Annotated in this window: 21 protein-coding genes; 17 read left to right on the forward strand and 4 right to left on the reverse strand. The window is 72.1% G+C overall.

Annotation, left to right across the window (positions count from 1 at the left end):
* Nucleotides 1–28 precede the first annotated feature (28 nt).
* Nucleotides 29–1,549 (reverse strand): ABC transporter substrate-binding protein, encoded by a 1,521-nt coding sequence (locus ACTHMF_RS13210; protein WP_440318178.1) that lies wholly within the window; start codon nucleotides 1,547–1,549, stop codon nucleotides 29–31.
* 301 nt (nucleotides 1,550–1,850) lie between these two features.
* Here ACTHMF_RS13210 and hpaH point away from each other — a divergent pair, with 301 nt between their 5' ends.
* The 7 genes from hpaH to ACTHMF_RS13245 all read left to right on the forward strand — a co-directional run bounded on the left by hpaH (nucleotide 1,851) and on the right by ACTHMF_RS13245 (nucleotide 9,729).
* Nucleotides 1,851–2,636, forward strand: a complete 786-nt coding sequence (hpaH, locus tag ACTHMF_RS13215) for a 2-oxo-hept-4-ene-1,7-dioate hydratase (protein ID WP_440318179.1) — start codon at nucleotides 1,851–1,853, stop codon at nucleotides 2,634–2,636.
* The gene (locus tag ACTHMF_RS13220; protein WP_314147379.1) at nucleotides 2,621–3,433 is read left to right on the forward strand and encodes an HpcH/HpaI aldolase family protein; all 813 of its coding nucleotides are present in this window, start codon (nucleotides 2,621–2,623) and stop codon (nucleotides 3,431–3,433) included. The genes hpaH and ACTHMF_RS13220 overlap by 16 nt, the downstream gene beginning before the upstream one ends.
* Before the next feature lie 196 nt (nucleotides 3,434–3,629).
* A complete protein-coding gene (locus ACTHMF_RS13225) occupies nucleotides 3,630–5,063 on the forward strand; it encodes a fumarylacetoacetate hydrolase family protein (protein ID WP_440318181.1) in 1,434 nt (477 codons plus the stop codon).
* Complete coding sequence (locus tag ACTHMF_RS13230; protein WP_440318183.1) at nucleotides 5,045–5,731, forward strand: GntR family transcriptional regulator; 687 nt, start codon at nucleotides 5,045–5,047, stop codon at nucleotides 5,729–5,731. Before ACTHMF_RS13225 ends, ACTHMF_RS13230 begins: the two co-directional genes overlap by 19 nt.
* 26 nt (nucleotides 5,732–5,757) lie before the next feature.
* Nucleotides 5,758–7,320 (forward strand): 5-carboxymethyl-2-hydroxymuconate semialdehyde dehydrogenase, encoded by a 1,563-nt coding sequence (gene hpaE, locus ACTHMF_RS13235; protein WP_440318185.1) that lies wholly within the window; start codon nucleotides 5,758–5,760, stop codon nucleotides 7,318–7,320.
* Between the two features lie 49 nt (nucleotides 7,321–7,369).
* Complete coding sequence (gene hpaD / locus ACTHMF_RS13240) at nucleotides 7,370–8,503, forward strand: 3,4-dihydroxyphenylacetate 2,3-dioxygenase (RefSeq protein ID WP_440318188.1); 1,134 nt, start codon at nucleotides 7,370–7,372, stop codon at nucleotides 8,501–8,503.
* Between the two features lie 95 nt (nucleotides 8,504–8,598).
* On the forward strand, nucleotides 8,599–9,729 hold the full coding sequence (locus ACTHMF_RS13245; RefSeq protein ID WP_440318189.1) for a hypothetical protein: 1,131 nt from the start codon (nucleotides 8,599–8,601) through the stop codon (nucleotides 9,727–9,729).
* A gap of 37 nt (nucleotides 9,730–9,766) precedes the next feature.
* Here ACTHMF_RS13245 and ACTHMF_RS13250 read toward each other — a convergent pair whose 3' ends face one another.
* Entirely contained in the window at nucleotides 9,767–10,309 is a 543-nt protein-coding gene (locus tag ACTHMF_RS13250; RefSeq protein ID WP_440318191.1) for a cysteine hydrolase family protein, read from the reverse strand.
* Nucleotides 10,310–10,321: 12 nt separating this feature from the next.
* Entirely contained in the window at nucleotides 10,322–11,581 is a 1,260-nt protein-coding gene (locus tag ACTHMF_RS13255; protein ID WP_440318193.1) for an APC family permease, read from the reverse strand.
* A 59-nt stretch (nucleotides 11,582–11,640) separates the two neighbouring features.
* Between ACTHMF_RS13255 and ACTHMF_RS13260 the strand changes: the two genes are divergently transcribed.
* The 10 genes from ACTHMF_RS13260 to ACTHMF_RS13305 all read left to right on the forward strand — a co-directional run bounded on the left by ACTHMF_RS13260 (nucleotide 11,641) and on the right by ACTHMF_RS13305 (nucleotide 22,694).
* Nucleotides 11,641–12,015 (forward strand): (deoxy)nucleoside triphosphate pyrophosphohydrolase, encoded by a 375-nt coding sequence (locus ACTHMF_RS13260; RefSeq protein ID WP_440318194.1) that lies wholly within the window; start codon nucleotides 11,641–11,643, stop codon nucleotides 12,013–12,015.
* A 132-nt stretch (nucleotides 12,016–12,147) separates the two neighbouring features.
* Nucleotides 12,148–13,524, forward strand: coding sequence for a purine-cytosine permease family protein (locus ACTHMF_RS13265; protein WP_440318196.1), 1,377 nt, complete (start codon nucleotides 12,148–12,150; stop codon nucleotides 13,522–13,524).
* Between the two features lie 63 nt (nucleotides 13,525–13,587).
* Entirely contained in the window at nucleotides 13,588–15,141 is a 1,554-nt protein-coding gene (locus tag ACTHMF_RS13270) for a hydantoinase/oxoprolinase N-terminal domain-containing protein (protein ID WP_440318198.1), read from the forward strand.
* Nucleotides 15,138–16,232 (forward strand): DUF917 domain-containing protein, encoded by a 1,095-nt coding sequence (locus tag ACTHMF_RS13275; protein WP_440318200.1) that lies wholly within the window; start codon nucleotides 15,138–15,140, stop codon nucleotides 16,230–16,232. Before ACTHMF_RS13270 ends, ACTHMF_RS13275 begins: the two co-directional genes overlap by 4 nt.
* Entirely contained in the window at nucleotides 16,229–17,347 is a 1,119-nt protein-coding gene (locus ACTHMF_RS13280) for a DUF917 domain-containing protein (RefSeq protein ID WP_440318202.1), read from the forward strand. The genes ACTHMF_RS13275 and ACTHMF_RS13280 overlap by 4 nt, the downstream gene beginning before the upstream one ends.
* Nucleotides 17,348–17,365: 18 nt before the next feature.
* On the forward strand, nucleotides 17,366–18,394 hold the full coding sequence (locus tag ACTHMF_RS13285) for an S-methyl thiohydantoin desulfurase domain-containing protein (protein ID WP_440318204.1): 1,029 nt from the start codon (nucleotides 17,366–17,368) through the stop codon (nucleotides 18,392–18,394).
* Nucleotides 18,391–19,920 (forward strand): PucR family transcriptional regulator, encoded by a 1,530-nt coding sequence (locus ACTHMF_RS13290; RefSeq protein ID WP_440318205.1) that lies wholly within the window; start codon nucleotides 18,391–18,393, stop codon nucleotides 19,918–19,920. The genes ACTHMF_RS13285 and ACTHMF_RS13290 overlap by 4 nt, the downstream gene beginning before the upstream one ends.
* On the forward strand, nucleotides 19,920–20,948 hold the full coding sequence (locus ACTHMF_RS13295) for a zinc-binding dehydrogenase (protein ID WP_440318213.1): 1,029 nt from the start codon (nucleotides 19,920–19,922) through the stop codon (nucleotides 20,946–20,948). The genes ACTHMF_RS13290 and ACTHMF_RS13295 overlap by 1 nt, the downstream gene beginning before the upstream one ends.
* A 194-nt stretch (nucleotides 20,949–21,142) precedes the next feature.
* Nucleotides 21,143–21,742: a cyanamide hydratase gene (locus ACTHMF_RS13300; RefSeq protein ID WP_440318207.1), complete on the forward strand. Its 600-nt coding sequence runs from the start codon at nucleotides 21,143–21,145 to the stop codon at nucleotides 21,740–21,742.
* Between the two features lie 22 nt (nucleotides 21,743–21,764).
* The gene (locus ACTHMF_RS13305; protein WP_440318209.1) at nucleotides 21,765–22,694 is read left to right on the forward strand and encodes a 3-methyladenine DNA glycosylase; all 930 of its coding nucleotides are present in this window, start codon (nucleotides 21,765–21,767) and stop codon (nucleotides 22,692–22,694) included.
* Here ACTHMF_RS13305 and ACTHMF_RS13310 read toward each other — a convergent pair.
* The gene (locus ACTHMF_RS13310) at nucleotides 22,691–25,189 is read right to left on the reverse strand and encodes a penicillin-binding protein (RefSeq protein ID WP_440318211.1); all 2,499 of its coding nucleotides are present in this window, start codon (nucleotides 25,187–25,189) and stop codon (nucleotides 22,691–22,693) included. The genes ACTHMF_RS13305 and ACTHMF_RS13310 overlap by 4 nt on opposite strands.
* Between the last annotated feature and the right edge of the window lie 210 nt (nucleotides 25,190–25,399).

Genomic DNA, 25,399 nt, shown 5'->3' on the forward strand with positions numbered 1-25,399 from the left:
GCGACGGCTGCGCGGCCCGCCCCTGGTGCTACTTGGCCGCGATCTGCCGCAGCGTGGGGAACATCATCCCGACCACCGGCGTGACCTGGATGTTCGAGGTGGACGTGTAGCTGTTGTTCGCCTGGTACCAGACCGAGAACCACGCCTTCTGGGTCACGAGCGTGTTGAGCGCCTCGATCTGGGCGGCCTGCGCGCTCGGGGCCGCGGTGAGGACCTTCTGCACGGCCGCCTGCACGTCGGGGAACTGGTCGATCTCCGGAGTGGGGTTGTACCACTGCGGCAGGTTGATCATGCGCTGCACGGTCGCGACCGGGTTGGCGTCCATCGACAGGAAGGCGACGAACATCGGGTAGGTCGGGGCGTTCTTCTGGTAGTCCATGTACTGCATGTCGTCCCAGGTGACCGTGATGCCGAGCTGCTTGAACGTCTGGTCGACGACCGGCTGCCAGACCTGGAAGACCTGCGACATCGGCATGTGCAGCTCGAACCCGTCCGCGTAGCCGGCCTCCGCCAGCAGCGACTTGGCCTTGGAGACGTTGTAGGCGTACAGCGAGTTCAGCGACTCGACGTTGCCGGGCAGGCCGGCAGGGAACACCTGGTTGGAGACCTTGCCCGCTCCGCTGCCGACCGACTTCAGGATGCTCGCGCCGTCGAACGCGTAGTTCAGCGCCTGGCGGACCCTCTCGTCGCCCAGCGGCTTGAACTTCGTGCCGGCCCGGTCGGTGAACTGCAGGCCCACCCAGCCGGAGACCTTGGCCGCGACGTTCCAGCCGTTCTCCTTCGCTTGCTTGAGCGCGGTGTCGTCGGCGTAGTTCACGTTGATCTGGCCGGAGAGCATCGCGTTGTCGCGCGCGGTCGCGTCCTGGATCGGGTAGACCGCCAGCGGGTCGAACGGGAACTCCTTGGCGTCCCAGTGCTTCTTCACCTTGGTGAAGTGGTACTCGGAGCCGGCGACCGAGGTCGAGTCGAGCGTGTAGGGGCCGGAGCCGACCGGCTTCTTGGCCAGCGTGCCGGCCGCGATCGCCTTCGGGGCCATCATGTAGCTGCGCCCGATGCCCATGAAGTAGAGCAGCGTGTCGTCGCGCTCCTTCAGGTCGATCTCGACGGTCTTGTCGTCGACCGCGACGAACTTCTCGACGCTGCGGTATGCCTCTCCGCTGCGCGCGCCCTGCTTCAGGTACTCCAGGCTCTTCACCGCCGCCGCGGCGTCGAACTTCTCCCCGTCGGAGAATGTCACGCCGGTGCGCAGGTCGAGGGTGACCTTCTTGTAGTCGTCGGAGACCTTCCACGAGGTCGCCAGCGCCGGGACCGGCGTGCCGGCTCCGTCGACGGCGATCAGCGGGTCGTACACGGCGGACAGGTAGGGGCCGGCGAAGCCGACGTCGGCCAGCGACGGGTCCCAGCTGGTGACGTCGGCGAAGTTGCCGATGTTGAGCGGGCCGCCGGCCGCACCGGTCGTGCTCGCGGTGTCGCTTCCCCCGGAGCCGCAGGCGCTCAGCGCCAGCGCGGTCACGGAGGCCAGGGCCACCGCGATCAGTGCTTTCTTCATGGTGTCTTCTCTCGGTTCGCAAGGCAGGGTGTGGAACTCGAAACTGCGACGGGTGGAGCGAGACCGACCGTGATCGGCCGACACTCCGCTGTGTCGTGGCGGTAATTCTACAGTTGTTGACAAGAAAGGCAACTGGTGGAGAAAAACGACAGGAGAAGCCTGACACGGCGGTGCCGCGGACGGGAAATCCACGCATTCCGATTGCGGATGCGTGCACGACCGTGGCCAGGATGTACGGGATGATATACGATCCAAGCGGGGCGTTCTCCGCCCTCCTCCGACGGCGAAGGGAGCCATCACGGTGCTCGACACCACGACCATCCAGGCCATCGCGGACGAGCTGGCGGCCGCCGAGCGCGACCGCTCCACCGTCCCCCTGCTGACCGCCAGGCACCCGGACATGACGGTGGAGGACTCCTACGCCGTCCAGAAGGTCTGGGTCGAGCGCGGGCTCGCTTCCGGCCGTCGCCTGGTGGGCCGCAAGATCGGCCTCACCTCGAAGGTGATGCAGCAGGCCACCGGCATCACCGAGCCCGACTACGGGGCGATCTTCGCCGACATGGTCTACGAGACCGGTGCGGTCATCCCCTTCGACCAGTACTCCAACGTGCGCATCGAGGTCGAGCTCGCCTTCGTCCTCGCCTCGCCGCTGAAAGGCCCGGACGTGACCCTGTTCGACGTGCTGAGCGCGACGGAATACGTGGTGCCGGCGCTCGAGATCCTCTCCTCCCGCATCGAGATGCAGGGCAGGACCATCGTGGACACCATCTCCGACAACGCGGCGATGGGCGGCATGGTCCTCGGCGGCCGCCCGGTCGCCGTCGACGCCGTCGACCTGCGCTGGGTCGGCGCCCTGCTCTACCGCAACGAGACCATCGAGGAGTCCGGCCTGGCCGCGGCCGTGCTCGACCATCCCGCGAGCGGGGTGGCGTGGCTGGCGAACAAGCTCGCCAAGCACGGCTCCCGCCTGGAGGCCGGCGACATCGTCCTCGCCGGCTCGTTCACCCGCCCGATGTGGGTCGAGCGCGGCGACACCGTGCACGCCGACTACGGAACCCTGGGAGCCATCACATGCCGATTCAGCTGACCCCGACCCCGACCTTCGCCGACCGGCTGCGCGCGGCCGACCGCACGCTCTACGGGATGTGGTCGTGCGCGGGCAGCCCCCTGGTCGCCGAGATCTGCGCGGGCAGCGGGCTGGACATCGTCCTGATCGACGGCGAGCACTCCCCCGTCGGCCTGGAGTCGATCCTCGCCCAGCTGCAGGCCGTCGCCGCCTACCCCGCCGTGCCGCTCGTGCGCGCGCCGATCGGCGACCCCGTGATCCTCAAGCAGCTGCTCGACCTCGGCGCGCAGAACGTGCTCGTCCCGATGGTGGACGGCGCGGAGCAGGCCGAGGAGATGGTGCGGGCGCTGCGCTATCCCCCGCTCGGCGTGCGCGGAGTGGGCAGCGCGCTCGCCCGCTCCTCGCGCTGGAGCCGCATCCCCGACTACCTGGCCCGCGCGCACGAGCTGGTCTCGCTGACGGTGCAGATCGAGACGGCGGAGGGCCTCGCCGCCGCCGCGGACATCGCCGCCGTTGACGGGGTCGACGCGATCCTCGTCGGCCCGGCCGACCTGGCGGCCTCGCTCGGTCTGCTCGGTCAGCAGAACCACCCGGACGTCGTCGCCGCCGTCGAGGACGTCATCCGCGCCGGCCGCGCCGCCGGCACCCCGGTGGGCGTGAACGCCTTCGACCCGGCGACCGCCGAGCGCTACGCCGCCGCGGGCGCCGCCTACGTGCTGGTCGGCAGCGACGTCACGCTGCTCGCCCGTGCCTCGGAGGGCCTCGCCACCCGCTTCATCGGCGACGACCCCGCCGCCCCGACCCCGGCCTCGTACTGATGCGCGCCGTCCCCGCGCCGAAAAGGGAGGAACTTCCTCCCCGACCTGCCCCTCGCTTCCTCCCTTTCCTGCAACACGCCGGCTCCCGCGACGTGAAGTCCTCCCTTCCCGACACCGCGCCTTGCCCCACCGTTTCCAAATCGTATACAATCTCGAATACGTTCCACTCATCCCCGACGACGAGGAGCCTCCACCCGTGAGCGCCATCAGCCTTCCCGGCAAGATCATCGCGGTGCACCTGAACTACCGGTCCCGCGCCGCCCAGCGCGGCCGCACCCCGGCGCAGCCGTCCTACTTCCTCAAGCCCGCGTCGTCCGTCGCCGCCACCGGCGACGCGCTGGAGCGTCCCGCCGGCACCGAGCTGCTCGCCTTCGAGGGCGAGATCGCGCTCATCATCGGCCGGCCCACCCGCCGGGTCTCGCCCGAGGAGGGCTGGGCCGCCGTCTCCGGCGTCACGGCCGCCAACGACTTCGGCGTCTACGACCTGCGCGCCGCCGACAAGGGCTCCAACGTCCGCTCCAAAGGCGGGGACGGGTTCACGCCGCTCGGCCCGGACGTCATCCCCGCCGGCTCGGTCGACCCGGACGCGCTGCGCGTGCGCACCTGGCTGAACGGCGAGCTGGTGCAGGAGGGCACGACCGACGACCTGCTCTTCCCGTTCGGCCGCCTCGTCGCCGACCTCTCCCAGCTGATGACGCTGGAGCCGGGCGACGTCATCCTCACCGGCACGCCCGCCGGGTCCTCCGTCACGCAGCCCGGCGACACGGTCGAGGTCGAGGTGGATGCCCCCAGCGCCCCCGGCGCCCCGACCTCCGGCCGTCTTCTCACGCGGATCACCGAGGGGACGGTCCCGTTCGGCGACTTCGGCACCAAGCCGAGCGTCGACGACCACCAGCGCTCGGAGGCGTGGGGCGCGCCGCCCACGCCGGGCTTCGTGCTCACCGACGACCTGCGCGCGAAACTCGCGAGCGTCGCCACCGCCACCCTCAGCTCGCAGCTGCGCAAGCGCGGCCTCGACAACGTCTCGATCGACGGCCTCACCTCAACGCGTCCCGGCACCCGCGTCGTCGGCACCGCCAGGACGCTCCGCTACCTGCCCAACCGCGAGGACCTGTTCGCGTCGCACGGCGGCGGCTACAACGCCCAGAAGCGCGCCTTCGACGCGGTCGGCGCGGGCGAGGTGCTCGTGATCGAGGCCCGCGGCGAGCGCGGCAGCGGGACCGTCGGCGACGTGCTCGCGCTGCGCGCGCAGGTCAACGGCGCCGCCGGGATCGTCACGGACGGCGGCGTGCGGGACCTCGCCGTCGTCGCCGAGCTCGACATCCCCACCTACCATGCCGGCCCGCACCCCGCCGTCCTCGGCCGCAAGCACGTCCCGTGGGACGCCGACATCGCGATCGCCTGCGGCGGCGCGACCGTGCTGCCGGGCGACGTGATCGTCGGCGACGCCGACGGCCTGCTCGTCATCCCTCCCGCGCTCGTCGAGGAGGTCGTCGCCGATGCGATCGAGCAGGAGCGCGAGGAGGAGTTCATCGCGGAGATGGTCACCGCCGGCGAGCGCATCGACGGCCTGTTCCCGATGAACGCGGCGTGGAAGGAGAGGTACCGCGCATGGCTGACGCAGCGCTGAAGGCGGCCGCTCCGAGCAAGTCCCAGCTTGCCTACGAGTTCATCCGCGCGCGCATCGACGACGGCCGCTACGTCTCCGGGTTCCGGCTCGTGCTCGGCCAGATCGCCGGCGAGCTGGAGATCAGCGTCGTCCCGGTGCGCGAGGCGATCCGCCGGCTCGAGGCCGAGGGCCTCGTCACCTTCGAGAAGAACGTCGGCGCCCAGGTGGCCCTGCTCCAGGACGCCGAGTACACGTACACGATGGAGACGCTGGCGCTCGTGGAGGGCGCGGCGACCCAGCTGTCCGCTCCCCTGCTGAACGGCGACCACCTGCACCGCGCCCGCATGGTCAACCGCGACATGATCGCGTGCCTGGACGACTTCATCCCGCACCGCTTCACGCAGCTCAACCAGGAGTTCCACTCCGTCCTCTTCGAGGAGTGCCCCAACCCGCACATCCTCGATCTCGTGCACCGCGGCTGGAACCGGCTGACCGTGCTGCGCGACTCCACCTTCAGCTTCGTGCCCGGCCGCGCCCGCGAGTCGGTCGACGAGCACGAGCAGATCCTCCAGCTCATCGAGTCCGGGGCGGACGCCCTGGAGATCGAGCTCGCCGCCCGCCGGCACCGGCTGGCGACCCTGGACGCCTTCCACGCGTACCAGGACGAGCACAAGCAGCAGCAGCACTGACCGACAGCAACGACAGGAGGCCGCGCATGGCGCAGCACGCAGAGTCCACCCACTACGTCCCCGAGAACCTTCCGGAGAAGATCCAGCACTTCATCGACGGCGCGTTCGTCGACAGCGTCTCCGGGGCGACCTTCGACGTCCTGGACCCGGTGTCGAACGAGACCTACGTGCAGGCCGCGGCGGGGCAGAAGGAGGACATCGACCTCGCCGTCGCCGCCGCGAAGCGCGCGTTCGAGTCCGGCCCGTGGCCGCGGATGAAGCCGCGCGAGCGCGCCCGGATCCTGAACAGGATCGCCGACGCCGTCGAGGCGCAGGACGCCAGGCTCGCCGAGCTGGAGACCTTCGACACCGGCCTGCCGATCACGCAGGCGCTCGGCCAGGCGCAGCGCGCGGCGGAGAACTTCCGGTTCTTCGCCGACCTGATCGTCGCCCAGGCGGATGACGCGTACAAGGTTCCGGGCAGCCAGCTCAACTACGTCAACCGCAAGCCGATCGGCGTCGCCGGCCTGATCACGCCGTGGAACACCCCGTTCATGCTGGAGAGCTGGAAGCTCGCCCCGGCGCTCGCGACCGGCAACACCGTCGTGCTGAAGCCCGCCGAGTTCACCCCGCTCTCCGCCAGCCTCTGGGCCGAGATCTTCCGCGGCGCCGGCGTGCCGGACGGCGTCTTCAACCTGGTCAACGGCCTCGGCGAGGAGGCGGGCGACGCGCTGGTCAAGCACCCGGACGTCCCGCTCATCTCGTTCACCGGCGAGAGCCGCACCGGGCAGATCATCTTCGCCAACGCCGCACCGTTCCTCAAGGGCCTGTCGATGGAGCTGGGCGGCAAGTCCCCCGCCGTCGTGTTCGCCGACGCCGACCTGGACGCCGCGATCGACTCGACCCTGTTCGGCGTGTTCTCGCTGAACGGCGAGCGCTGCACCGCCGGTTCGCGCATCCTCGGCGAGCGCGCCGTGTACGACGAGTTCTGCGAGCGCTACGCAGCGCTCGAGAAGAACATCGTCGTCGGCGACCCGCACGAGAAGACGACAGAGGTCGGCGCGCTCGTGCACCCCGAGCACTACGAGAAGGTCATGAGCTACGTCGAGATCGGCAAGCAGGAGGGCCGGCTGCTCGCCGGCGGCGGCCGGCCGGCCGGGCTCGACACCGGCAACTACGTCGCCCCGACCGTGTTCGCCGACGTGAAGCCGGACGCGCGGATCTTCCAGGAGGAGATCTTCGGCCCGGTCGTCGCGATCACGCCCTTCGACTCCGACGAGGAGGCGCTGCAGCTCGCCAACGGCGTGCGCTACGGCCTCGCCGCCTACATCTGGACCAGCGACCTGGAGCGCGCCCACACCTTCGCGCAGAACGTGGAGGCCGGGATGGTGTGGCTCAACTCGCACAACGTCCGCGACCTGCGCACGCCGTTCGGCGGCGTCAAGGCGTCCGGGCTCGGCCACGAGGGCGGCTACCGGTCGATCGACTTCTACACCGACCAGCAGGCCGTGCACATCACGCTCGGCCCGGTGCACACCGCCCGCTTCGGCGCGACGGAGCACCAGCCGGAGGAGGCGGCGGAGGCGGCGGAGGACGCCGGCGACGCCTGAGACCAGACCCGAGAACCATCACCACTCGACGAAGAGGAAACACCGCACCATGACCATCACTCCCGACTCCCCGGAGCCCATCGTGACCGGCGCCGACCCGGTCCCCGCGCCGGCGGACCGCATCCCCACCCCGAAGGCCGCCCCGCCGGACGTCGTCCGCTGCGCCTACATGGAGCTCGTCGTCACCGACCTCGAGGCCAGCCGCAACTTCTACGTCGACGTCCTGGACCTCGTCGTCACCGAGGAGGACGAGAACACCGTCTACCTGCGCAGCTTCGAGGAGTTCATCCACCACAACCTGGTGCTGCGGAAGGGCCCGGTCGCCGCGGTCGCCGCGTTCTCGTACCGCGTGCGCACCCCGGAGGACCTGGACCGCGCCGTCGCGTTCTACACCGAGCTCGGCTGCCGCGTCGAGCGTCGCGCCGAGGGCTTCACGAAGGGCGTCGGCGACAGCGTCCGCGTGGAGGACCCGCTGGGCTTCCCGTACGAGTTCTTCTACGACGTGCAGCACGTCGAGCGTCTCGCCTGGCGCTACGACCTCTACACGCCGGGCGCGCTGGTCCGCCTCGACCACTTCAACCAGGTGACGCCGGACGTCCCGCGCGCCGTGAAGTACATGGAGGACCTCGGCTTCCGCGTCACCGAGGACATCCAGGACGCGGAGGGCACCACCTACGCCGCGTGGATGCGCCGCAAGCCCACCGTGCACGACACCGCGATGACCGGCGGCGACGGCCCCCGGATGCACCACGTCGCGTTCGCCACCCACGAGAAGCACAACATCATCGCGATCTGCGACAAGCTCGGCGCGCTGCGCATGAGCGACGTCATCGAGCGCGGACCCGGCCGGCACGGCGTCTCCAACGCGTTCTACCTGTACCTGCGCGACCCCGACGGCCACCGCGTCGAGATCTACACGCAGGACTACTACACCGGCGACCCGGACAACCCGGTCGTCACCTGGGACGTGCACGACAACCAGCGCCGCGACTGGTGGGGCAACCCGGTCGTCCCGTCCTGGTACACCGACGCCTCCCTGGTGCTCGACCTGGACGGCAACCCCAAGCCGCTGACCGCCCGCACGGACGACTCCGAGATGGAGGTCACGATCGGCGCAGACGGCTTCTCGTACACCCGCAAGGGCGACGAGGAGAAGGGCTTCAAGCTCGGCGCGCAGGTCTGACGCCGGCTCGCGACCGAACGGGGCTCCCGGATTTCCGGGGGCCCCGTTCGGCGTCCGCGGTCCTACTCTGGGTGCGTTCGAGATCGGAGCACACCATGGGATGGAGCATCAAGAACCTCACGACGACGACCGCCGGGGCGCGCGAGGCCGTCTACCAGCCGACCGCGTGGCTGTTCGCGCAGTTCACCCGGCACGTCGTCTTCCAGGGCTTCGACCCCACGAACGGCGACGACGGGCAGCTGTACGAGCTGTACTGCAGCGCGAGCGACGACTGGCACGTCAAGAACCTCGTCTCGGAGGCGGGAGGCGCGGCGGCCGCGACGAACGCGAACGGCTACATCTGGGCGCACCAGGGCTCCCAGCACGTCGTCTACCAGGGCAGGCAGTTCGACGGTCACGTGCACGAGCTCTGGTACACGAGCGACGACGGCTGGAACGCGAACGACCTGACGAACGCGGCGCACGCGCCGCTCGCGCTCGGCCAGCCGTCCGGCTACGAGACGTTCTACGACGGGTCGCAGCGCGTCGTCTACCAGGGCAGGGACCTGCACGTGCACGAGCTGCGGAACGCCGGCAACGGCTGGCACCACCTCGACCTGACCGCCGCGACCGGCGCGCCGAACGCCGACCCGGTGTCCGCCCCGGTCGGCTACGCGTTCGAGGACCAGCGGACCGCGCACGTCATCGTGCACACGCCGACGGACCGCGGCCAGGGCCACATCCTGGAGTACTGGGCGGACGCCTCCGGCTGGCACTGGGGCGACCTGACCACGGCCACCGGCGCTCCCCCGGTGTCGGGATGCGAGAGCATCCACGGCTACGTGTTCCGGGGCGAGGGGACGCAGCACGTCGACTACGTCGGCGTCGACGGGCACGTGCACGAGCTGTGGTGGAGCACGGCGGGCTGGCACCACAACGACCTGAGCGCCGCCGCGTCCGCGCCGACCCTCGCGGCGCAGGGCTCGAGCCCGGCCTGCTACGCGTTCGAGTCGAGCCTGTTCCAGCCGACCGCGACCCAGCACGTCGTCTACGCCGGCACCGACTCGCTGCTCCACGAGCTGTGGTGGAGCGCCGGCGCCTGGCACGTGAACGACATCGCGGCGCGCGTCGGCGCTCCGCCGGTCGTCGGCGACGCCGACGCGTTCGTGGAGGTGGACGACGGCACCCAGAACGTCTTCTACCTCAGCGACGCGCACCAGATCATCGAGCTGCGCTGGCGCCCCTGAGCGCGCGGTTCAGAGCGCGCGGCTCAGAGCGCGCGACTCAGAACGCGACGTCGGCGGCAGGGACGACCGCGAAGGACTGGTCGGGGTAGCGCAGGCCCGCGAAGTAGCGGTTGGTGTGCGCGACGATCTGCTGCCCGCTGACGGCGACGCCGTCCCACTCCGTGTCCACCGTGGTGTGCGCGTCCCCGACGAGGGTCACGTCGTAGCCGCGCACCGCCGCGCTCTGGGTGGTGGTGCGGATGCAGTAGTCGCTCTGCGCTCCTGCGACGATCAGCCGGGTGGCGTCCAGCCCCTCGAGCACCTCGTCCAGGTCCGTCTCCGCGAAGGCGTCCCGGTACTCCTTGCGCACGCGCGGCTCGCCGGACGCGGGCACGAGCTCGTCCACCAGCTGCCAGTCGTCGCTGCGGTACGGCATCTCCGGCTCCTCGTGCTGCACCCACACGACCGGCGTGCCGGCCTCGCGCGCGCGGCCGACGAGGGCGGCGGTGCGCGCGACGACGCCGTCGGCGTCGAAGCAGCCGGGCAGCACCCCCTTCTGCAGGTCGATCACGAGCAGAACGGTGTCGGAGGATGCGGTCACGGCACCATCCTGTCAGAAGCCGTGCGGGCGCTCCCGCCGCTGCACGCGGAGCCGGACCGCCCGGATGGCGAAGCCGGCCGCGACGACACCGGCCCCGGCGAGGACGCCGGCGATCGGCAGCGTCACCGCGAGCAGCGCGCATCCGGCCATACCGGCCGGCTGCAGCCAGCGCGGATACCGCCGGGCCGCTCCGCGCTGCCGGAGCGCCGCCGCGTTCGCGACGAAGTAGTAGAGCAGCACGCCGAACGACGAGAACGCGATCGCGCCGCGCAGGTCGACGAGCAGGACGAGGGCGACGACGACGACGCCGAGCGCCACCTCCGCGCGCCGCGGCACCCGCCAGCGCGGATGCACGGCTGCCAGAGCGCGCGGCAGGTCGCCCTCGCGGGCCATCGCCAGGGTGGTGCGGCCGATCCCGGCGATGAGCGCGAGCAGCGCCCCGAGGGACGCCGTCGCCGCGCCGAACCGCACCACAGGCGACGCCCATGACCAGCCTGCCGCGGTCACGGTGTCGGCGAGCGGCGCTGTCGACGCCGCCGTCCCCCCGGCGCCGAGCACCAGCAGCACGGTCACCGCGACCACCGCGTAGACGACGACCGTGATCGACAGCGCCAGCGTGACCGCGCGCGGGATGGTCCGCCTCGGGTCGCGCACCTCCTCGCCCATCGTCGCGATGCGCGCGTAGCCCGCGAACGCGAAGAACAGCAGGCCGGCCGACTGCAGGACGCCGTAGACCCCGCCCGCACCCCCCGCCGACGACCCGAACCCGGCCTTGGGCGCCGCGCCGCCCGCGACCACCACCAGGGCGAGCACGGCGAGCGAGATCACGACCAGGACGCGCGTGAGCTGCGCCGTGCGCGTCACGCCGAAGGCGTTCACGCCGACGAGCGCCGCGACGGCGGCCGCGGCCACCGGCCGCTCCCAGCCGGGCGCGGCGTAGGCGGCGAAGGTGAGCGCCATCGCCGCGCAGCTCGCCGTCTTGCCGATCACGAAGCTCCAGCCGGCCGCGAAGCCCCACCACTCGCCGAGTTCCGCGCGACCGTACGCGTACGTGCCTCCCGAGGTGGGATACACGGCCGCGAGCTGCGCGGAGGCCGTCGCATTGCAGAACGCCACGGCCGCGGCGAGCACGAGCCCGGCGAGCAGCCAGGCTCCCGCCGCGTGCGCGGCGGGCGCGAACGCCGAGAACACGCCGGCGCCGATCATCGAGCCGAGCCCGATGAAGACGGCGTCGCCGAGGCCGAGCCGGCGGTGCAGGGAAGGCTGGGTCACAGGCAGATGGTAGCGGTGCCGGGGGAACGGCCGGTGCGCGTGCACGGCACAATGGACGGGTGCCCCTCCTCGTCGTCGCCGCCGTCATCGAGCACGACGGACGGCTCCTGGCCTGCCGCCGCGCGCCGCACAAGGACGCGGCCGGTCGCTGGGAGTTCCCCGGCGGCAAGGTGGAGCCCGGCGAGACGCCGGAGGCGGCGCTGGAGCGCGAGCTGCGGGAGGAGCTGGACGCGCGCATCCTCGTCGGGCGGCTGCTGGATCGCACCGTGACCGGGCACGTCGACCTGGCCTGCTACGCCGCGACGCTCGCCGGGCCGGCGCCGGTGCGCAGCACCGACCACGACGCGCTGCGCTGGCTTCGGCCGGACGAGCTGGTCGGTGTGGACTGGGCGGACGCCGACCGGCCGGTCGTGGCGCTCCTGGCGCAGCGCTGAACCTCCGCGACGGACCCGCGATGTGCAGCACGCACACATTCCGTCCGAATTCGTGCACACCGCACATTCCACGGCCGGAGAGGCGCGAACTACCGTGTTCGCAACCCTCCCCCCCGTCGATAGGACCCCCTCATGGCACGTACAGCACATGCCGACGACTTCGCCCTCAGCCGCGTCACCCCGGACGCGCGCAAGCCCTGGTTCGGGATCGCCGTTCAGCGATTCGGCCAGGTGTCGGCCCTCTCGCAGTTCCTCCTCGGCGCCACCCTCGGCTACAGCATGAGCTTCGGGCAGGCCGCCCTCGCCCTGCTGCTCGGCTCGATCATCCTCGAGGTGATCATGTGCATCGTCGGCATCATCGGGCAGAAGGAGGGGCTGAACACCGCCCTGCTCGCCCGCTGGACCGGCTTCGGCGAGATCGGAGCCTCGCTCGTCGGGCTCGCGATCGGCATCAGCCTGATCGGCTGGTTCGGCATCCAGTCCGCCATCTCCGCGCAGTCGCTGGACGCGTTGATGCCCGGCGTCATGCCGATCTGGGTCTGGAGCCTGCTGTTCGGCCTCGCCGTCACCGCGATCGTCGCGTTGGGCTTCGTCGGGATGCAGTGGCTGGCGAACATCACCGTCCCGCTGTTCCTCATCCTGGTCGGCTGGTCGGTGCTCAGCGAGCTGAGCAAGCACTCCTTCGCCGACCTGCTCACCTCGCCGGCCCCCGGCCCGACCATGACCGTCTGGCAGGGCACCGGCATCGTCGCCGGCGGCCTCATCGTCGGCGCGATCATCACGGCGGACATGACCAGGTTCAACCGCTCCAAGGCGGACGTCGTCAAGCAGACCGTCGTCGGCGTCACCCTCGGCGAGTTCGTGATCGGCCTGGCCGGCGTCCTGCTCGCCCACGCCGCGGCGACCGGCGACATCGTGGCGATCGTCACCTCGTCGATCGGCTTCGTCGGCCTGATCATCGTCATCACCGGGACGCTGAAGATCAACGACTGGAACCTCTACTCCTCCACGCTGGGCCTGGTGAACTTCATCTCCACCGCGTTCTCGAAGAACCTGCACCGGGTCACCACGACCATCGTGCTCGGCATCGTCGGCTCCGTGCTGGCCGCTGCGGGCATCCTCGCCCAGTTCACCGGCTTCCTCACGATCCTCGGCGTCGCCTTCCCGCCGATCGCCGGCATCATCGTCGCCGAGTACTTCTTCGTGCGGCGCTGGCGCGGCGACCTGGAGGCGACCCGCGCCTCCGGCCGGCTGCCCGAGTACGCTCCGCGGATCGTCCCGGCGACCATCGTCATCTGGCTCGTCTCGTCGCTGGTCGGCTACTTCGTGACCTGGGGCATCCCGGCGATCTCCTCGCTCGTGCTCTCGATCGTCCTCTACACGGTCGCCGGCCGGCTCGGCTGGGTGCGCGGCGTCGGCCGGGCACGCACCCTGCAGCCGCTGGCGGAGGGGCCGGAGACGGGCACCGCAGGCACGGCAGGGACCGCGGAGGCGATCCCCTCCAGCTGATCCCCCGCGACACCCGCGACCGCACCACCAGCTCCACCCGCACCGGAAGAAAGCGAAGCGACAATGCATATCGGCATCGACGTCGGCGGCACCAACACCGACGCAGTGCTCATGGACGGCAGGCAGACCCTCGCCGGCGTCAAGAACTCGACCAGCCCGGATGTCACCAGCGGCATCGTCAACGCCATCGAGGCGCTGCGGGCGGCCAGGGACTTCGACGGCGCCGAGATCGACGCGGTGATGATCGGCACGACGCACTTCATCAACGCGCTGGTCGAGGCGAAGCGGCTCGCCCCCACGGCCGCGCTCCGGCTCGGCCTGCCGGCGACGAAGGCGCTCCCCCCGCTCGTCGACTGGCCGGTCGCCCTGAAGGACGCGATCGGCGCGCGCAGCTACCTGGCGCACGGCGGCTACGAGTTCGACGGCCGGCCGATCTCCCCCATCGACAGGGCGGAGCTGAAGGGCCTCGCCGCGGACATGGCGGCGAACGGCGTGCGCTCCGTCGCGATCTCCTCGGTGTTCTCCCCGGTGAACCACGACGTCGAGACCGAGGCGGCGGCCATCATCGCCGACGAGCTCGGCGAGGACGTCGCCATCTCGCTCTCGCACGAGATCGGCCGCATCGGCCTGCTCGAGCGCGAGAACGCGACGATCATCAACGCGGCGCTGCGCGAGCTGGCCTCCGAGATCGTCGACGGGCTCACCTCCGCCGTCCGGGCGCAGGGCATCGAGGCGCCGATCTTCCTCAGCCAGAACGACGGGACGCTGATGGACGAGGACTCCGGGCGCCTCTACCCGGTCGCGACGTTCGCCGCCGGTCCGACCAACTCGTTGCGCGGCGCCGCGCTCACCAGCGGCCTCGACACCTGCGCCGTCGTCGACATCGGCGGCACCACCGCCGACATCGGCCTGCTCATCAACGGCTTCCCCCGGGAGACCGCCAACGAGGTCAAGGTGGCCGGCGTCCGCACCAACTTCCGGATGCCGGACGTGCTCTCGATCGGCATCGGCGGCGGCTCGATCGTGAACGAGGAGACCGCGGAGGTCGGGCCGGAGTCCGTCGGCTACCGGCTCACCGAGGAGGCGCTGGTGTTCGGCGGCTCGACGCTCACCGCGACCGACATCGCCGTCGCCGCCGGGCGCGCGAGCATCGGCGACCCGGCCAGGGTGGCGCACCTCGACCCGGCGTTCGTGCAGCGCGTGCTCGACCGGATCGCCGAGCGCGTCGCAGAGGCGGTGGACAGGATGCGCACCTCCCCCGACCCGATCCCCGTCGTCGCGGTCGGCGGCGGCTCCATCCTGCTGCCGGACGAGCTCCCGCTGTTCGGGACGGTGCACCGGCCGGAGAACTACGCGGTGGCCAATGCGATCGGCGCCTCGATCGCCCAGGTCGGCGGCGAGATCGACAAGGTCTACGCCGTCGAGCCCGGCCGCCGTGACGACGCCATCGCCGCCGTTCGGGCGGAGGCGGTGGACAAGGCGATCGCGGCCGGGGCCTCCCCCTCCTCGGTCGCGATCGTCGACTTCGACGAGGTGCCCATCCCCTACCTGCCCGGCAACGCCACGCGCATCCGTGTGAAGGCCGTCGGCGACCTGGACATGGGGGTGCGGGTATGAGCTGGACGCTGACCGCCGACAGCATCGGCGACCTGGCCCGCGGCGCGGCCGTGCTCGGCACCGGCGGCGGCGGCGACCCGTACATCGGCTCGCTGCTCGCCCGCCAGGCGCTCGCCGAGCACGGCCCCGTCACCGTCGTCGGCCTCGACGAGGTGCCGGACGACGCGCTCGTGCTCACCGTCGCGATGATGGGCGCTCCCACCGTGATGGTGGAGAAGCTGCCCAGCCTCGACGAGGTCATCGCCCCCGTGAACGCCCTCGGCACGTACCTCGGCCGGCCAGTGACGCACGTCGCGTGCGCCGAGGTCGGCGGCGTGAACTCCACCATCCCCGTCGCCGCCGCGGCCGCCCTCGGGCTGCCGCTGATCGACGCGGACGGGATGGGACGCGCCTTCCCCGAGCTGCAGATGGTGCTGCCCACCCTGTACGGGGTCACCGCCTCCCCGCTCGCGTTCAGCGACGAGAAGGGCAACGTCGGCGTCCTGCAGACGGTGGACAACCACTGGACGGAGCGCATCGCGCGCGTCGCGTGCGTGGAGATGGGCTGCTCCATCATGATCTCCGGCTTCCCGATGCCCGGCCCGGTCGCCAGGGAGGCGCTCGTGCCCGGCTCGCTCCGGCACTGCGTCGCCATCGGCTCCGGCATCGCCGAAGCGCGCGCCGAGAAGACGGACCCGGTCTCCTCCGTGGTCGGCCTGCTCGGCGGTCGCGAGTTCTTCGGCGGCAAGGTCGTCGACGTCGAACGCGGGACCACCGCCGGCTTCGCGCGCGGCCGCGCCAGGATCGAGGGCGACGGCGGCACGCTCACGCTCTCGTTCCAGAACGAGCACCTGATCGCGCGCACCGAGGACGAGGTCTTCGTGACGACGCCCGACCTCATCATCGTGCTCGACGCCGAGAGCGGCGAGCCGATCACCACCGAGGGCCTGCGCTACGGCCAGCGGGTCCGCGTCGTCGCCGCCCCCAGCGACCCGCGCTGGCACCAGGAGGCGGCGCTCGCGATGGTCGGGCCCGGCTACTTCGGCTACGACCTGCCGTCGCACCGCTTCGACGGAACGCCAGAGGGCGCGCTCGCGGAGGCGGTCGCATGAGCTGGACCCTGACGGCGGCCGACCTGCCCGACCTCGCGCGCGGCGCAACGCTGCTGGGCACCGGAGGCGGCGGCGACCCGCACATCGGCCAGATGCTCGTGGAGCAGGTGCTCGGCGACGGCGGCATCACCGTCCTGGATCCGGACGAGCTGGCGGACGACCTGTTCGTCATCCCGACCGCGCAGATGGGCGCTCCGACCGTCATGGTCGAGAAGATCCCGGCCGGAACGGAGCCGACGCTCGCACTGCGGACCCTGGAGGAGCACCTCGGCCGCCGTGCCGACGCCACCATGCCCATCGAGTGCGGCGGAATCAACTCGATGATCCCGCTGATCGTCGCGGCGGAGACCGGCCTGCCGGTGGTGGACGCGGACGGCATGGGGCGCGCGTTCCCCGAGCTCTCGATGGAGACGTTCGCCGTCTACGGCGTGCACGGCTCCCCGCTCGCCCTGGCCGGCGAGCGCGGGGAGACGGTGGTGATCGACACCGGAGACGACGACCGGCAGATGGAGTGGCTCGCCCGCGGCGTCACCATCCGGCTCGGCGGCGTCGGCCACATCGCCGAGTACGCGATGACGGGGGCGGACGTGCGCCGCACGGCCGTCCCCCGCACGATCTCGATGGCGCTCGCCCTGGGACGCGCCATCCGAGAGGCCAGGGAGGAGCACCGCTCCCCGTTCGACGCGATCGCGCAGACCCTGTCCACGACCCTCTACTCCGAGGTGCGCGAGCTCTTCGCCGGCAAGGTCGTGGACGTGGAGCGCCGCACGACGGACGGCTTCGCGAAGGGCCGTGCGACGGTCTCCTCCCTGGACCAGGACGGCTCCGAGCTGCAGCTGCACTTCCAGAACGAGAACCTCGTCGCGCGCCGCGACGGCGAGGTCGTCGCCATCGTCCCCGACCTGATCTGCGTGACCGACATCGAGTCGGGCGAGCCGATCACCACGGAGGGACTGCGCTACGGCCAGCGCGTGCGCGTGCTCGGCATCTCCACGCCGGCGATGATGCGCACCCCGGAAGCGCTGGCGGCGTTCGGGCCGACGGCGTTCGGGCTCCGCGAGCCGTTCGTGCCTGTCGAGTCCCTCGACCTCGCCGCAGCCCACCGCAGCGCCTGACGCCCCTACCCTGGTTGCATGGACATCCTCGGGCGCGAGCGCCTCGCCGCGCTCGGGAGGGGCTTCGAGCTGCTGGGCTCCGGCGGGGGCGGCGGCACCACCATGATGGAGCTGATGGTCGCCGACGCCCCGGTCTGGCCGCTGACCGTGCACGCCGCGACCGACCTGGATCCCGGCACGCCGTGCGTCGCCGCGGCGTTCGCCGGCTCGACCTACCTGCTCGCCGAGCGCATCCCCGCCGCCGACGTGTTCGACCCGCTGGTGGAGGCGGCCGAGCGCTGGACGGGCGTCGGAGCCGCCGCGGTCTGCGCGCTGGAGGGCGCCGGCCTGAACGGGCTGACCCCGCTGCTGCTCGCCGGCGCGCACGCGCTGGTGGACGCGGACTTCATGGGACGCGCGCTGCCGCGCCTGGACCAGCTGTCGCTGCTGGTCGACGCCGTCCCCGGCGTGATCGCGGTGTGCGACACCGGGCGCGGCGTCGCCGTCGTCGACTCGCAGCGTCCCGCCGACGTCGAGGCGCTCGTGCGCTCCTCCATCGTGCAGGCGGGAGGCGCCGGCGCCGTGCTCGTCGCCGGGTTCACCGTGGGTGACCTGCTCGAGCACGCCGTGCTGGGCACGTACTCGCGCGCGCTGGCCCTCGGCGGCGCGGCGGAGGACGACGCGCTCCCGCTCGACGCCCTCGCCGCCGCGCTCGGCGGCCGGCTGCTCGGCGCCGGGCGGGTGACCGCCATCGATCCCGCGCCGGGCGACCCGTTCGCGAGCGCCGTCGAGCTGGCGGGCGACGACGGCGCCGTGCTCCGCATCGTGGCCAGGTCGGAGCTGCTGGCGTTCGTGCGCGACGGGGAGACGGTCGCCGCCTCCCCCGAGATCATCGTCGCGCTCGACACCATCTCCCGCGACATCCTGCAGGCGGACGCGATCACGCTCGCCCGGCACGTCGCCGTCGTCGCGCTCCCCGCGCCCGGCTGGTGGCTGGCCGACCCGGCGCGGGTCCGGCACGTCACACCGTCCGCGTTCGGGCTGGCCGGGCTGGAGGTGCAGGCGTGAGCAGGCGGCTGGACCTCGCCGCGCTGCTGGCGCACCCGGCGAACGGCGGCCTGCGGCCGGTCGCGGGGCCCGGCGGCACGGAGGCGTGGCCGGACATGGTCGTCGCGGCGGACGAGGCCGCGCTGCCCGCGGCGGGCGACGGCGCGCTCGCGGTGCTCACCTCCCCGCCGCCGCCCGCGCCCTGGCAGCAGGACGCGCTGCTGCGCCGGGTGCGCGACCGCGGCTTCCGCGCGCTGGCGCTGCCGGGGGCCGACGTGTTCGGCGGCGGCAGCCGCCTCCTCGCCGCCCGGCTCGGCGTCGACCTGCTCGCGACCGACGACCCGATCGCGCTGGCCCGCGCGGGCTGGGAGCTGCTGGAGGCGAGGGACGCCCTGACCCTCGGCTACGTGCGCCGCGTCGCGCAGTCCATCGAGTACCCGGCCGACAACCTCGCCGACCTGCTGCGCCACCTCTCGGCGAGCGTCGGCCACGGGGTCGCCCTGATCGACGCCGAGGGCGTGCTGCTGGAGGCCGGCGGCGCCCTGCCCGCCGCCGTGCACGCCGCCATCGACTTCGGCCCGTGGCTCGACACCGTCTCGGTGGAGGCGGGCGCCGCCGCCTCCGTCCACGTCGACTCGCCGAGCCGCGCCGGGCTCCGGCTCGCCGTGTTCGGGGACGGTCTCGGCCCGCAGCAGCTGAGCGCGCTCGCGGTCGCGGCCGAGGTGGCGATGCCCGTGGTCGCCGCCCGCATCCTGATCGACGAGGTCGCCGACGTGAACGACGCCGCCGTCGCCTCCGGCCTGCTCCGCGACTTCCTGGAGGAGCGCGACAGCAGGGATGCGGAGCTGGAGCAGCGGATGCTGGAGCGCGGCTGGCGCACGACCGGCTACCACCTCGGCTTCCGGATCGTCGGCCGCAGCAGGGTGGACACCCTGCAGCTGCTGCGCCTGGTGACGCGCGAGCTCGCCGCGCTGCCCGTCGACTCGCACGCGGCGACCAGCGGCCGCGGCGTCACCGGCTGGATCTCGTTCGCCGCGCCTCCCCCGCCCGGCCGGGTGGAGGAGAGCGTCGCCGCCGTCCGCGCGCTGCACATCGCCGCCCGTCGGGTGTTCAACGTCGCGACGGGCGTCGGAACGCTGGAGAGCGGTCCCGCCGGGCTGGTCGCCACGATCGACGGGGCCGCGGACGCCGCCCGTATCGCGGCCGGCCGCTCGGCAACCGGCTGGTTCGTGCGGATCGACGCTCTCGGCCTCGAGCAGCTGCTGCTGTCCTGGACGGAGAGCGACACGTTCGTCCCCGCAGCGGAGTCGCTGCTCGCGCCGCTGGTCGCGCGCGGGCCGGAGCTGCTGGAGACCCTCACCGCCTACCTCGACAACGAGTCCGGCATCGCCGCGACCGCCGACGCGCTCGGGCTGCACCGCAACACGGTGTCCACGCGCGTCGCCAGGGCGCAAGAGCTGCTCGGGCTCGACCTGGGCGACCCGGAGACCCGGCTCGCCGTCCACCTGGCCTGCCGCGCGCTGCGCCCCCGACCGAACGGAGCATGATGAGAGCCCTCCTCTACGAGCGGTTCGGCGGCCCGGTGTCCGTCGCCGACGTCCCGGAGCCGGAGCTGCCGGAGGGCGGAGCGCTGGTCCGCGTCGCGGCGTCCGGGCTGTGCCGCAGCGACCGGCACGCCTGGGCGGGACACGACGACACCGTGCATCTGCCGCACGTGCCGGGGCACGAGTTCGCCGGAACCGTCGCCGCCGTCGGTGCCGGGGTCTCGCGGTGGCGCGTCGGCGACCGGGTGACCGCCCCGTTCGTGAACGGCTGCGGCCGCTGCGAGTGGTGCCGCTCCGGCCGGGCGCAGGTGTGCTCCGACCAGACCCAGCCGGGCTTCACGCACTGGGGCTCGCACGCCGAGCTGGTCGCGGTGCGCGCCGCGGACCTCAACCTCGTCGCCGTGCCGGACGACGTCGGCGACGACGCCGCCGCGTCGCTCGGCTGCCGGTTCGCGACCGCGTTCCGGGCGGTGACCGCGCGGGCGCGCCTCCAGCCGGGCGAGTGGCTGGCCGTGTACGGCGCCGGCGGCGTCGGCCTGAGCGCGATCACGATCGCGCGGGCGCTGGGCGCGCGCCCGATCGCCGTCGACCCCTCCCCCGCCGCGCGCGAGCTCGCCGCGCGGCTCGGCGCGGAGCACACCGTCGACGCCGGTGCGGACGCGCCGGCCGAGATCGCCGCGCTCACCGGCGGTGGCGCGCACGTCTCGATCGACGCGGTCGGCTCGGCGGAGACCGCGACCGCCTCCGTCCTGTCGCTGCGCCGGCTCGGCCGGCACGTGCAGATCGGCCTGCTCGCCGGGGACGCGATGCCGGTGCTGCCGCTGGACCGCGCGATCGCGTGGGAGCTGGACCTGCTCGGCAGCCACGGCATGGCCGCCGCGGACTACCCCGCCATGCTCGCCCTGGTCGCCTCCGGCGCCGTGCGCCCGCAGGACCTGCTCGCCGCCCCCGTCGGCCTCGCCGCGGCCGCCGCCCTGCTGCCCGCCACCCCGCCCGCCGGCGTCACGGTCCTGCACCCCGACCTCCCCTGACCCCCTCCCGCCCTCCCGCCACCCGCCGCGTCGGTAAGGGAGGACTTCCCGCTCGTCTCGCCTCGGATGTCCTCCGTTCCCCGCACCACCCCGGCGTGGCGCGCCCGGCCTCCTCCCTTTCCGACGCCCCACTTCGTCCGGATCTCGTGGTCCCCCGGCCGGATCTGTGCGGCGCGGGGAGCGAGGATGGACCCATGCTGACCGACATCGTCCCCGACACCGCCGCAGCCCGCGCCGCCCGCGAGATCGCGGCCGAGTACCACACCCCGTCGCTGCTGAACCACGTGCACCGCTCCTGGCTGTGGGCGGAGGGCTTCGCGACCGCCGAGGGGATGCACGGCATCGACCACGAGCTCCTCTACGTCTCGGCGCTGCTCCACGACATCGGCATCGTGCCCGCGTTCGACAACGTCGCCCTCGCCTACGAGGACGCCGGCGGCCACGTCGCGAAGGCGCTCACCGCGGGGGCCGGCTGGCCACCGGAGCGCCGCAACCGCGCCCACGAGGTGGTCGTGCGGCACAACTGGCCGGAGGTGGACCCGGCCTTCGATCCGGAGGGGCACCTGCTCGAAGTGGCGACCGCGCTCGACATCTCAGGGGTGCGTCCGGAGGCGCTGCCGCTCGACTTCCGCCGCGAGGTGCTCGCCGCCTACCCGCGCCTGGAGCTCGCGGCCGAGTTCACCGCGTGCGTCACCGACCAGGCAGCACGTAAGCCGGAGACCGCGGCACGACGCATCGTCGACCGCGGCGTCGCGCGCAAGCTGGCCGAGAACCCGCTGGAAGCGCTCGGCTGACCGACCTCGTATCCTCGACAGGGTGATCCTGCTTCCTCCCGGTGAATGGCGCGCTCGCGAGGCCGCGCACGCCGAGCGCGCCGACGCGCTGACGGCCGGTCACCGCGCCCGCGCCGCGCGAGGCGAGAAGCACCCGGTCGAGGACTTCCTCTTCACCTACTACTCGTACTCGCCCGGCGCGCTGCGGCGCTGGCATCCCGGGGCGGGCGTCGAGCTGGCCGACTCCTCCGGCGATCCGCGGGCATCCTGGCGCTGGTACGTGCCGGGCGAGACGTCCGGCGGCCTCGTCGTCGACCGCGAGGGGATGGAGCGTGAGAAGGCCCCGCTGCTCGCCGCGGTCGAGCGCATCCTGCGTTCGACCGCCGCGCGGCCCGGACAGTTCGGCTGCTTCGGCCTGCACGAGTGGGCGATGGTCTACCGGCAGGCCGAGCGCCGTCATCCCGTGCCGCTGCGCCTCGGCCAGGACGGCACGGACGCGGTCGTCGAGTCGCACGAGCTGCGCTGCACCCACATCGACGCGTTCCGGTTCTTCACACCCGATGCGGTCCCGCGCAACCGCTTCGCCCCGACCAGGCAGACGCAGCCCGAGCTGGAGCAGCCCGGCTGCCTGCACGCCGGGATGGACGTGTACAAGTGGGCGATGAAGCTCGGCCCGCTCGTCCCCGGCGAGCTCCTGCTCGACGCGTTCGAGCTCGCCCGCGACATCCGCCTGCTCGACATGCAGGCCTCCCCCTACGACATGCGCCCGTGGGGCGCCGAACCGGTGCGCATCGAGACCCCGGAGGGCAAGGCCGAGTACGTGCGCCGCCAGCGCGGCTTCGCCGACCGCGCGAACGCGCTCCGCGCCCGCATCCTCACCGCGTGGCGGCCGCCGAAGGGCACGTCGTCGTCACTTTCCGGGCACGAAAGCGACAACAACGTGCCCCTCGGCGGTCGGGGTGTTGCGGGTTAGCCGTTGCCGCCGCCCCTGCCGTTCCCCGGAGTCGGCGTCGGGGTCGGCGTCGGACCTGGGGCGGTCGGTGCGCCGGTCGGCGGCGCGGTCGATCCCGTCTGCTGGCCGGAGCTGACCTGGATGGTCACCGACGAGCCGGGGTCGACGGACGAGCCGGCCGACGGGTCGGTGCTCGCGACGGTGCCCGCCGGCTGATCGCTCGCGACCGGGGTGGAGTCGACGCTCGCGGTCAGGCCGAGGCCCTCGAGCAGGCTCTGCGCCTCCGCGGGCGACTTGCCCGTCACGTCGGGGACGGTCACCTGGCTGCCGTAGAGCATCGAGCTGTCCGGCTCCGGGAACGCGTCGCCGCCGTAGAGCTGGTCGAGGGCCGCCTGGATGGGCTCGACGATCGAGAACTTGACGTCGCCGCCGCCGATCCCGTCGAAGTCGAGGCTGCGCAGCGGCGTCGAGCCGGAGACGTTGCCGACCCACGTCGCCTGGGCGACCTTCGTGGTGGAGGTGATCAGCCAGTTCTGCAGCGAGTCGTCCGTTGTGCCGGTCTTGCCCATGATCGGCGTGCCGTCCCACGGGTTGGCGCTCGTCGCCGTCCCGTCCTTCATGACGCCCTGCAGCGCGTAGGAGACGCCGGCCGCGATGTTCTTCGGCATCCCCTGCGTGCACGTGGACGCGCTGACCTTGTGCGGCGTACCGTCCGCGTTCAGCACCTTGTCGATCGCGATCGGCGTGCAGACCTGGCCGCCGTTGGCGATGCCGGCGTACGCGGTCGCCATCGTGAGGGGGGCGATGTTGTTGGTGCCGAGGATCATCGACGGGTACGAGTTCAGCGTCCCCCCGGTCTTCGCGGTGTGCACGCCGAGCGACTTGGCCGCGTTCAGGATGCTGCACAGGTCGGTCTGGGTCGCCATCATCGCGAACGCGGTGTTCACCGACTCCGCCGTCGCGCTCATCACGGACAGCCGGCTCGCGGAGCCCTCGTCGTTCGACACCGGCCAGTCCGGACCGGAGACGTCGCCGCAGGTGCTGTGGAAGTCGGACATCGGGAAGGTGTGCTGCGACGCGTCCACGTACTCGTAGAGGCTGTGACCGCCCTCCAGCCAGCCGGCGAGGTCGAACGCCTTGAACGTCGATCCGGTCTGGAAGCCCTCCGAGCCGCCGTACGCCTCGTCGGTGTTGTAGTTCACCGCCGTGGCGCCGTCGACGGGCTGATCGGTGTTGTTGAACGATTTGTTCTGCACCATCGTCACGATGCGTCCCGTCCCCAGCTCGACGGAGACGTTGGACGCGCCCAGGTCGATGTCGGGGCGGGAGGCGGGGATGTATTTGCTGAGCGACTGCTGCGCCACGGCCTGCAGGTCGAGGTTCAGCGTCGTGTAGATCTTCAGGCCGCCGCGGTTCAGCGTCGCCCAGCGGTCGTCGCTGGTCTTGCCGTACGCGGGGTCGTTGAGGATCACGTCGCGCACGTAGTCGCAGAAGAACGCGGCGTTGTACTTCGCGGCCGTCGAGCAGCCGGAGGCGGTGGGCGTGACGGTCGGGGCGATCGGCGTCTTCTTCGCCGCGTCCCGCTCCGCCGCCGTGATCTTGTGGTTCACGTACATGCGGTCGAGGACGTAGTCGCGGCGCTCCTTGGTGAGCCGGTAGCCGTTCGCCTTGCCGTTGTCCTTGTTGTCCGGCTCGTCGATGCGCAGGTTCGCCGGGTTGTTCACGATCGCCACCAGCGTCGCCGCCTGGGGCAAGGTGAGGTTCTTGGCCGAGGTGTTGAAGTAGTACTGCGCCGCCGCCTGGATGCCGTAGGTCTGACCGCCGAAGCCGACGACGTTCAGGTACCCCATCAGGATCTCCTGCTTGCTGTACTTCTTCTCCAGGCCCACCGCGTAGCGCATCTCCTGCACCTTGCGCTGCAGGGTGACGCCCGCCGCGTCGTCATAGCAGGCCTGCACCTTCTTCTGGTCGGTGAGCGCCTCGCACTTCTCGACCTCGACGTTCTTGACGTACTGCTGGGTGATCGACGACCCGCCCTGCACGTCCCCGCCGATCACGGTCGAGAGCGCGCCGCGCACGGTGCCGAACACGTCAACGGCCCCCTCGGTGTAGAACCGCGGGTCCTCCGCCGCGATGACCGCGTCCTTGACGGTCTGGGAGACGTCGTTCCAGCCGACGTCCTGCCGGTTCTGCGCGTAGAACTGCGCGATCGCGACGTCCTTGCCGCCCTGCTTGGCGTACACGGTCGAGTTCTGCGCGAACTGCTGGATGGCGAGGTTCGCCGGCAGCTGGTTGAAGTCGTTGATGCCCGCCGCGGCCGCCATCCCGGCTCCCAGGAAACCCGGAAGGAGGAACAGCGACATCAGCACCGCCGCGACCAGCGCGAGCCCGAGGAACTGCAGGATCGCCTGGTTCCTGGTGCGCGGCGTGCGCAGCTCGAACCGCTTCAGCGGCGCGAACCTGGCGTCCAGGGCCGACAGGCGCGGGGAGTTGGGGAATCTGTCCTGAGGGGGCACGGCCTCCACGGTCCCAGCCGTTTCTGGATGCCAGGTTGGCGAAAGGCGAGAGGTTGTTTGGAGGTTTTCAGGGAAGGGCGGTCGCACCGGCCGCCCCCTCGAGGGCTCTCGGGACCTCCAGTGGTGGGGGGGGGGGGGGGGCGCCGGCGCGGCGCCCCCGCGGCCCGCGCCGCCGCCGCCCCCAGCCCCGGCCGCCGCCCGCCGCCCGGG

Source organism: Leifsonia sp. (assembly GCF_051955155.1).
Classification (GTDB): Bacteria; Actinomycetota; Actinomycetes; order Actinomycetales; family Microbacteriaceae; genus Leifsonia.

What these genes read in the sequence shown, in the direction of transcription:
- ACTHMF_RS13210 (WP_440318178.1), bottom strand. Translation starts at nt 1,549, where the DNA reads ATGAAGAAAGCACTGATCGCGGTGGCCCTGGCCTCCGTGACCGCGCTG.
- ACTHMF_RS13220 (WP_314147379.1), top strand. Translation starts at nt 2,621, where the DNA reads ATGCCGATTCAGCTGACCCCGACCCCGACCTTCGCCGACCGGCTGCGC.
- ACTHMF_RS13230 (WP_440318183.1), top strand. Translation starts at nt 5,045, where the DNA reads ATGGCTGACGCAGCGCTGAAGGCGGCCGCTCCGAGCAAGTCCCAGCTT.
- hpaE (WP_440318185.1), top strand. Translation starts at nt 5,758, where the DNA reads ATGGCGCAGCACGCAGAGTCCACCCACTACGTCCCCGAGAACCTTCCG.
- hpaD (WP_440318188.1), top strand. Translation starts at nt 7,370, where the DNA reads ATGACCATCACTCCCGACTCCCCGGAGCCCATCGTGACCGGCGCCGAC.
- ACTHMF_RS13245 (WP_440318189.1), top strand. Translation starts at nt 8,599, where the DNA reads ATGGGATGGAGCATCAAGAACCTCACGACGACGACCGCCGGGGCGCGC.
- ACTHMF_RS13265 (WP_440318196.1), top strand. Translation starts at nt 12,148, where the DNA reads ATGGCACGTACAGCACATGCCGACGACTTCGCCCTCAGCCGCGTCACC.
- ACTHMF_RS13270 (WP_440318198.1), top strand. Translation starts at nt 13,588, where the DNA reads ATGCATATCGGCATCGACGTCGGCGGCACCAACACCGACGCAGTGCTC.
- ACTHMF_RS13275 (WP_440318200.1), top strand. Translation starts at nt 15,138, where the DNA reads ATGAGCTGGACGCTGACCGCCGACAGCATCGGCGACCTGGCCCGCGGC.
- ACTHMF_RS13280 (WP_440318202.1), top strand. Translation starts at nt 16,229, where the DNA reads ATGAGCTGGACCCTGACGGCGGCCGACCTGCCCGACCTCGCGCGCGGC.
- ACTHMF_RS13285 (WP_440318204.1), top strand. Translation starts at nt 17,366, where the DNA reads ATGGACATCCTCGGGCGCGAGCGCCTCGCCGCGCTCGGGAGGGGCTTC.
- ACTHMF_RS13295 (WP_440318213.1), top strand. Translation starts at nt 19,920, where the DNA reads ATGAGAGCCCTCCTCTACGAGCGGTTCGGCGGCCCGGTGTCCGTCGCC.
- ACTHMF_RS13300 (WP_440318207.1), top strand. Translation starts at nt 21,143, where the DNA reads ATGCTGACCGACATCGTCCCCGACACCGCCGCAGCCCGCGCCGCCCGC.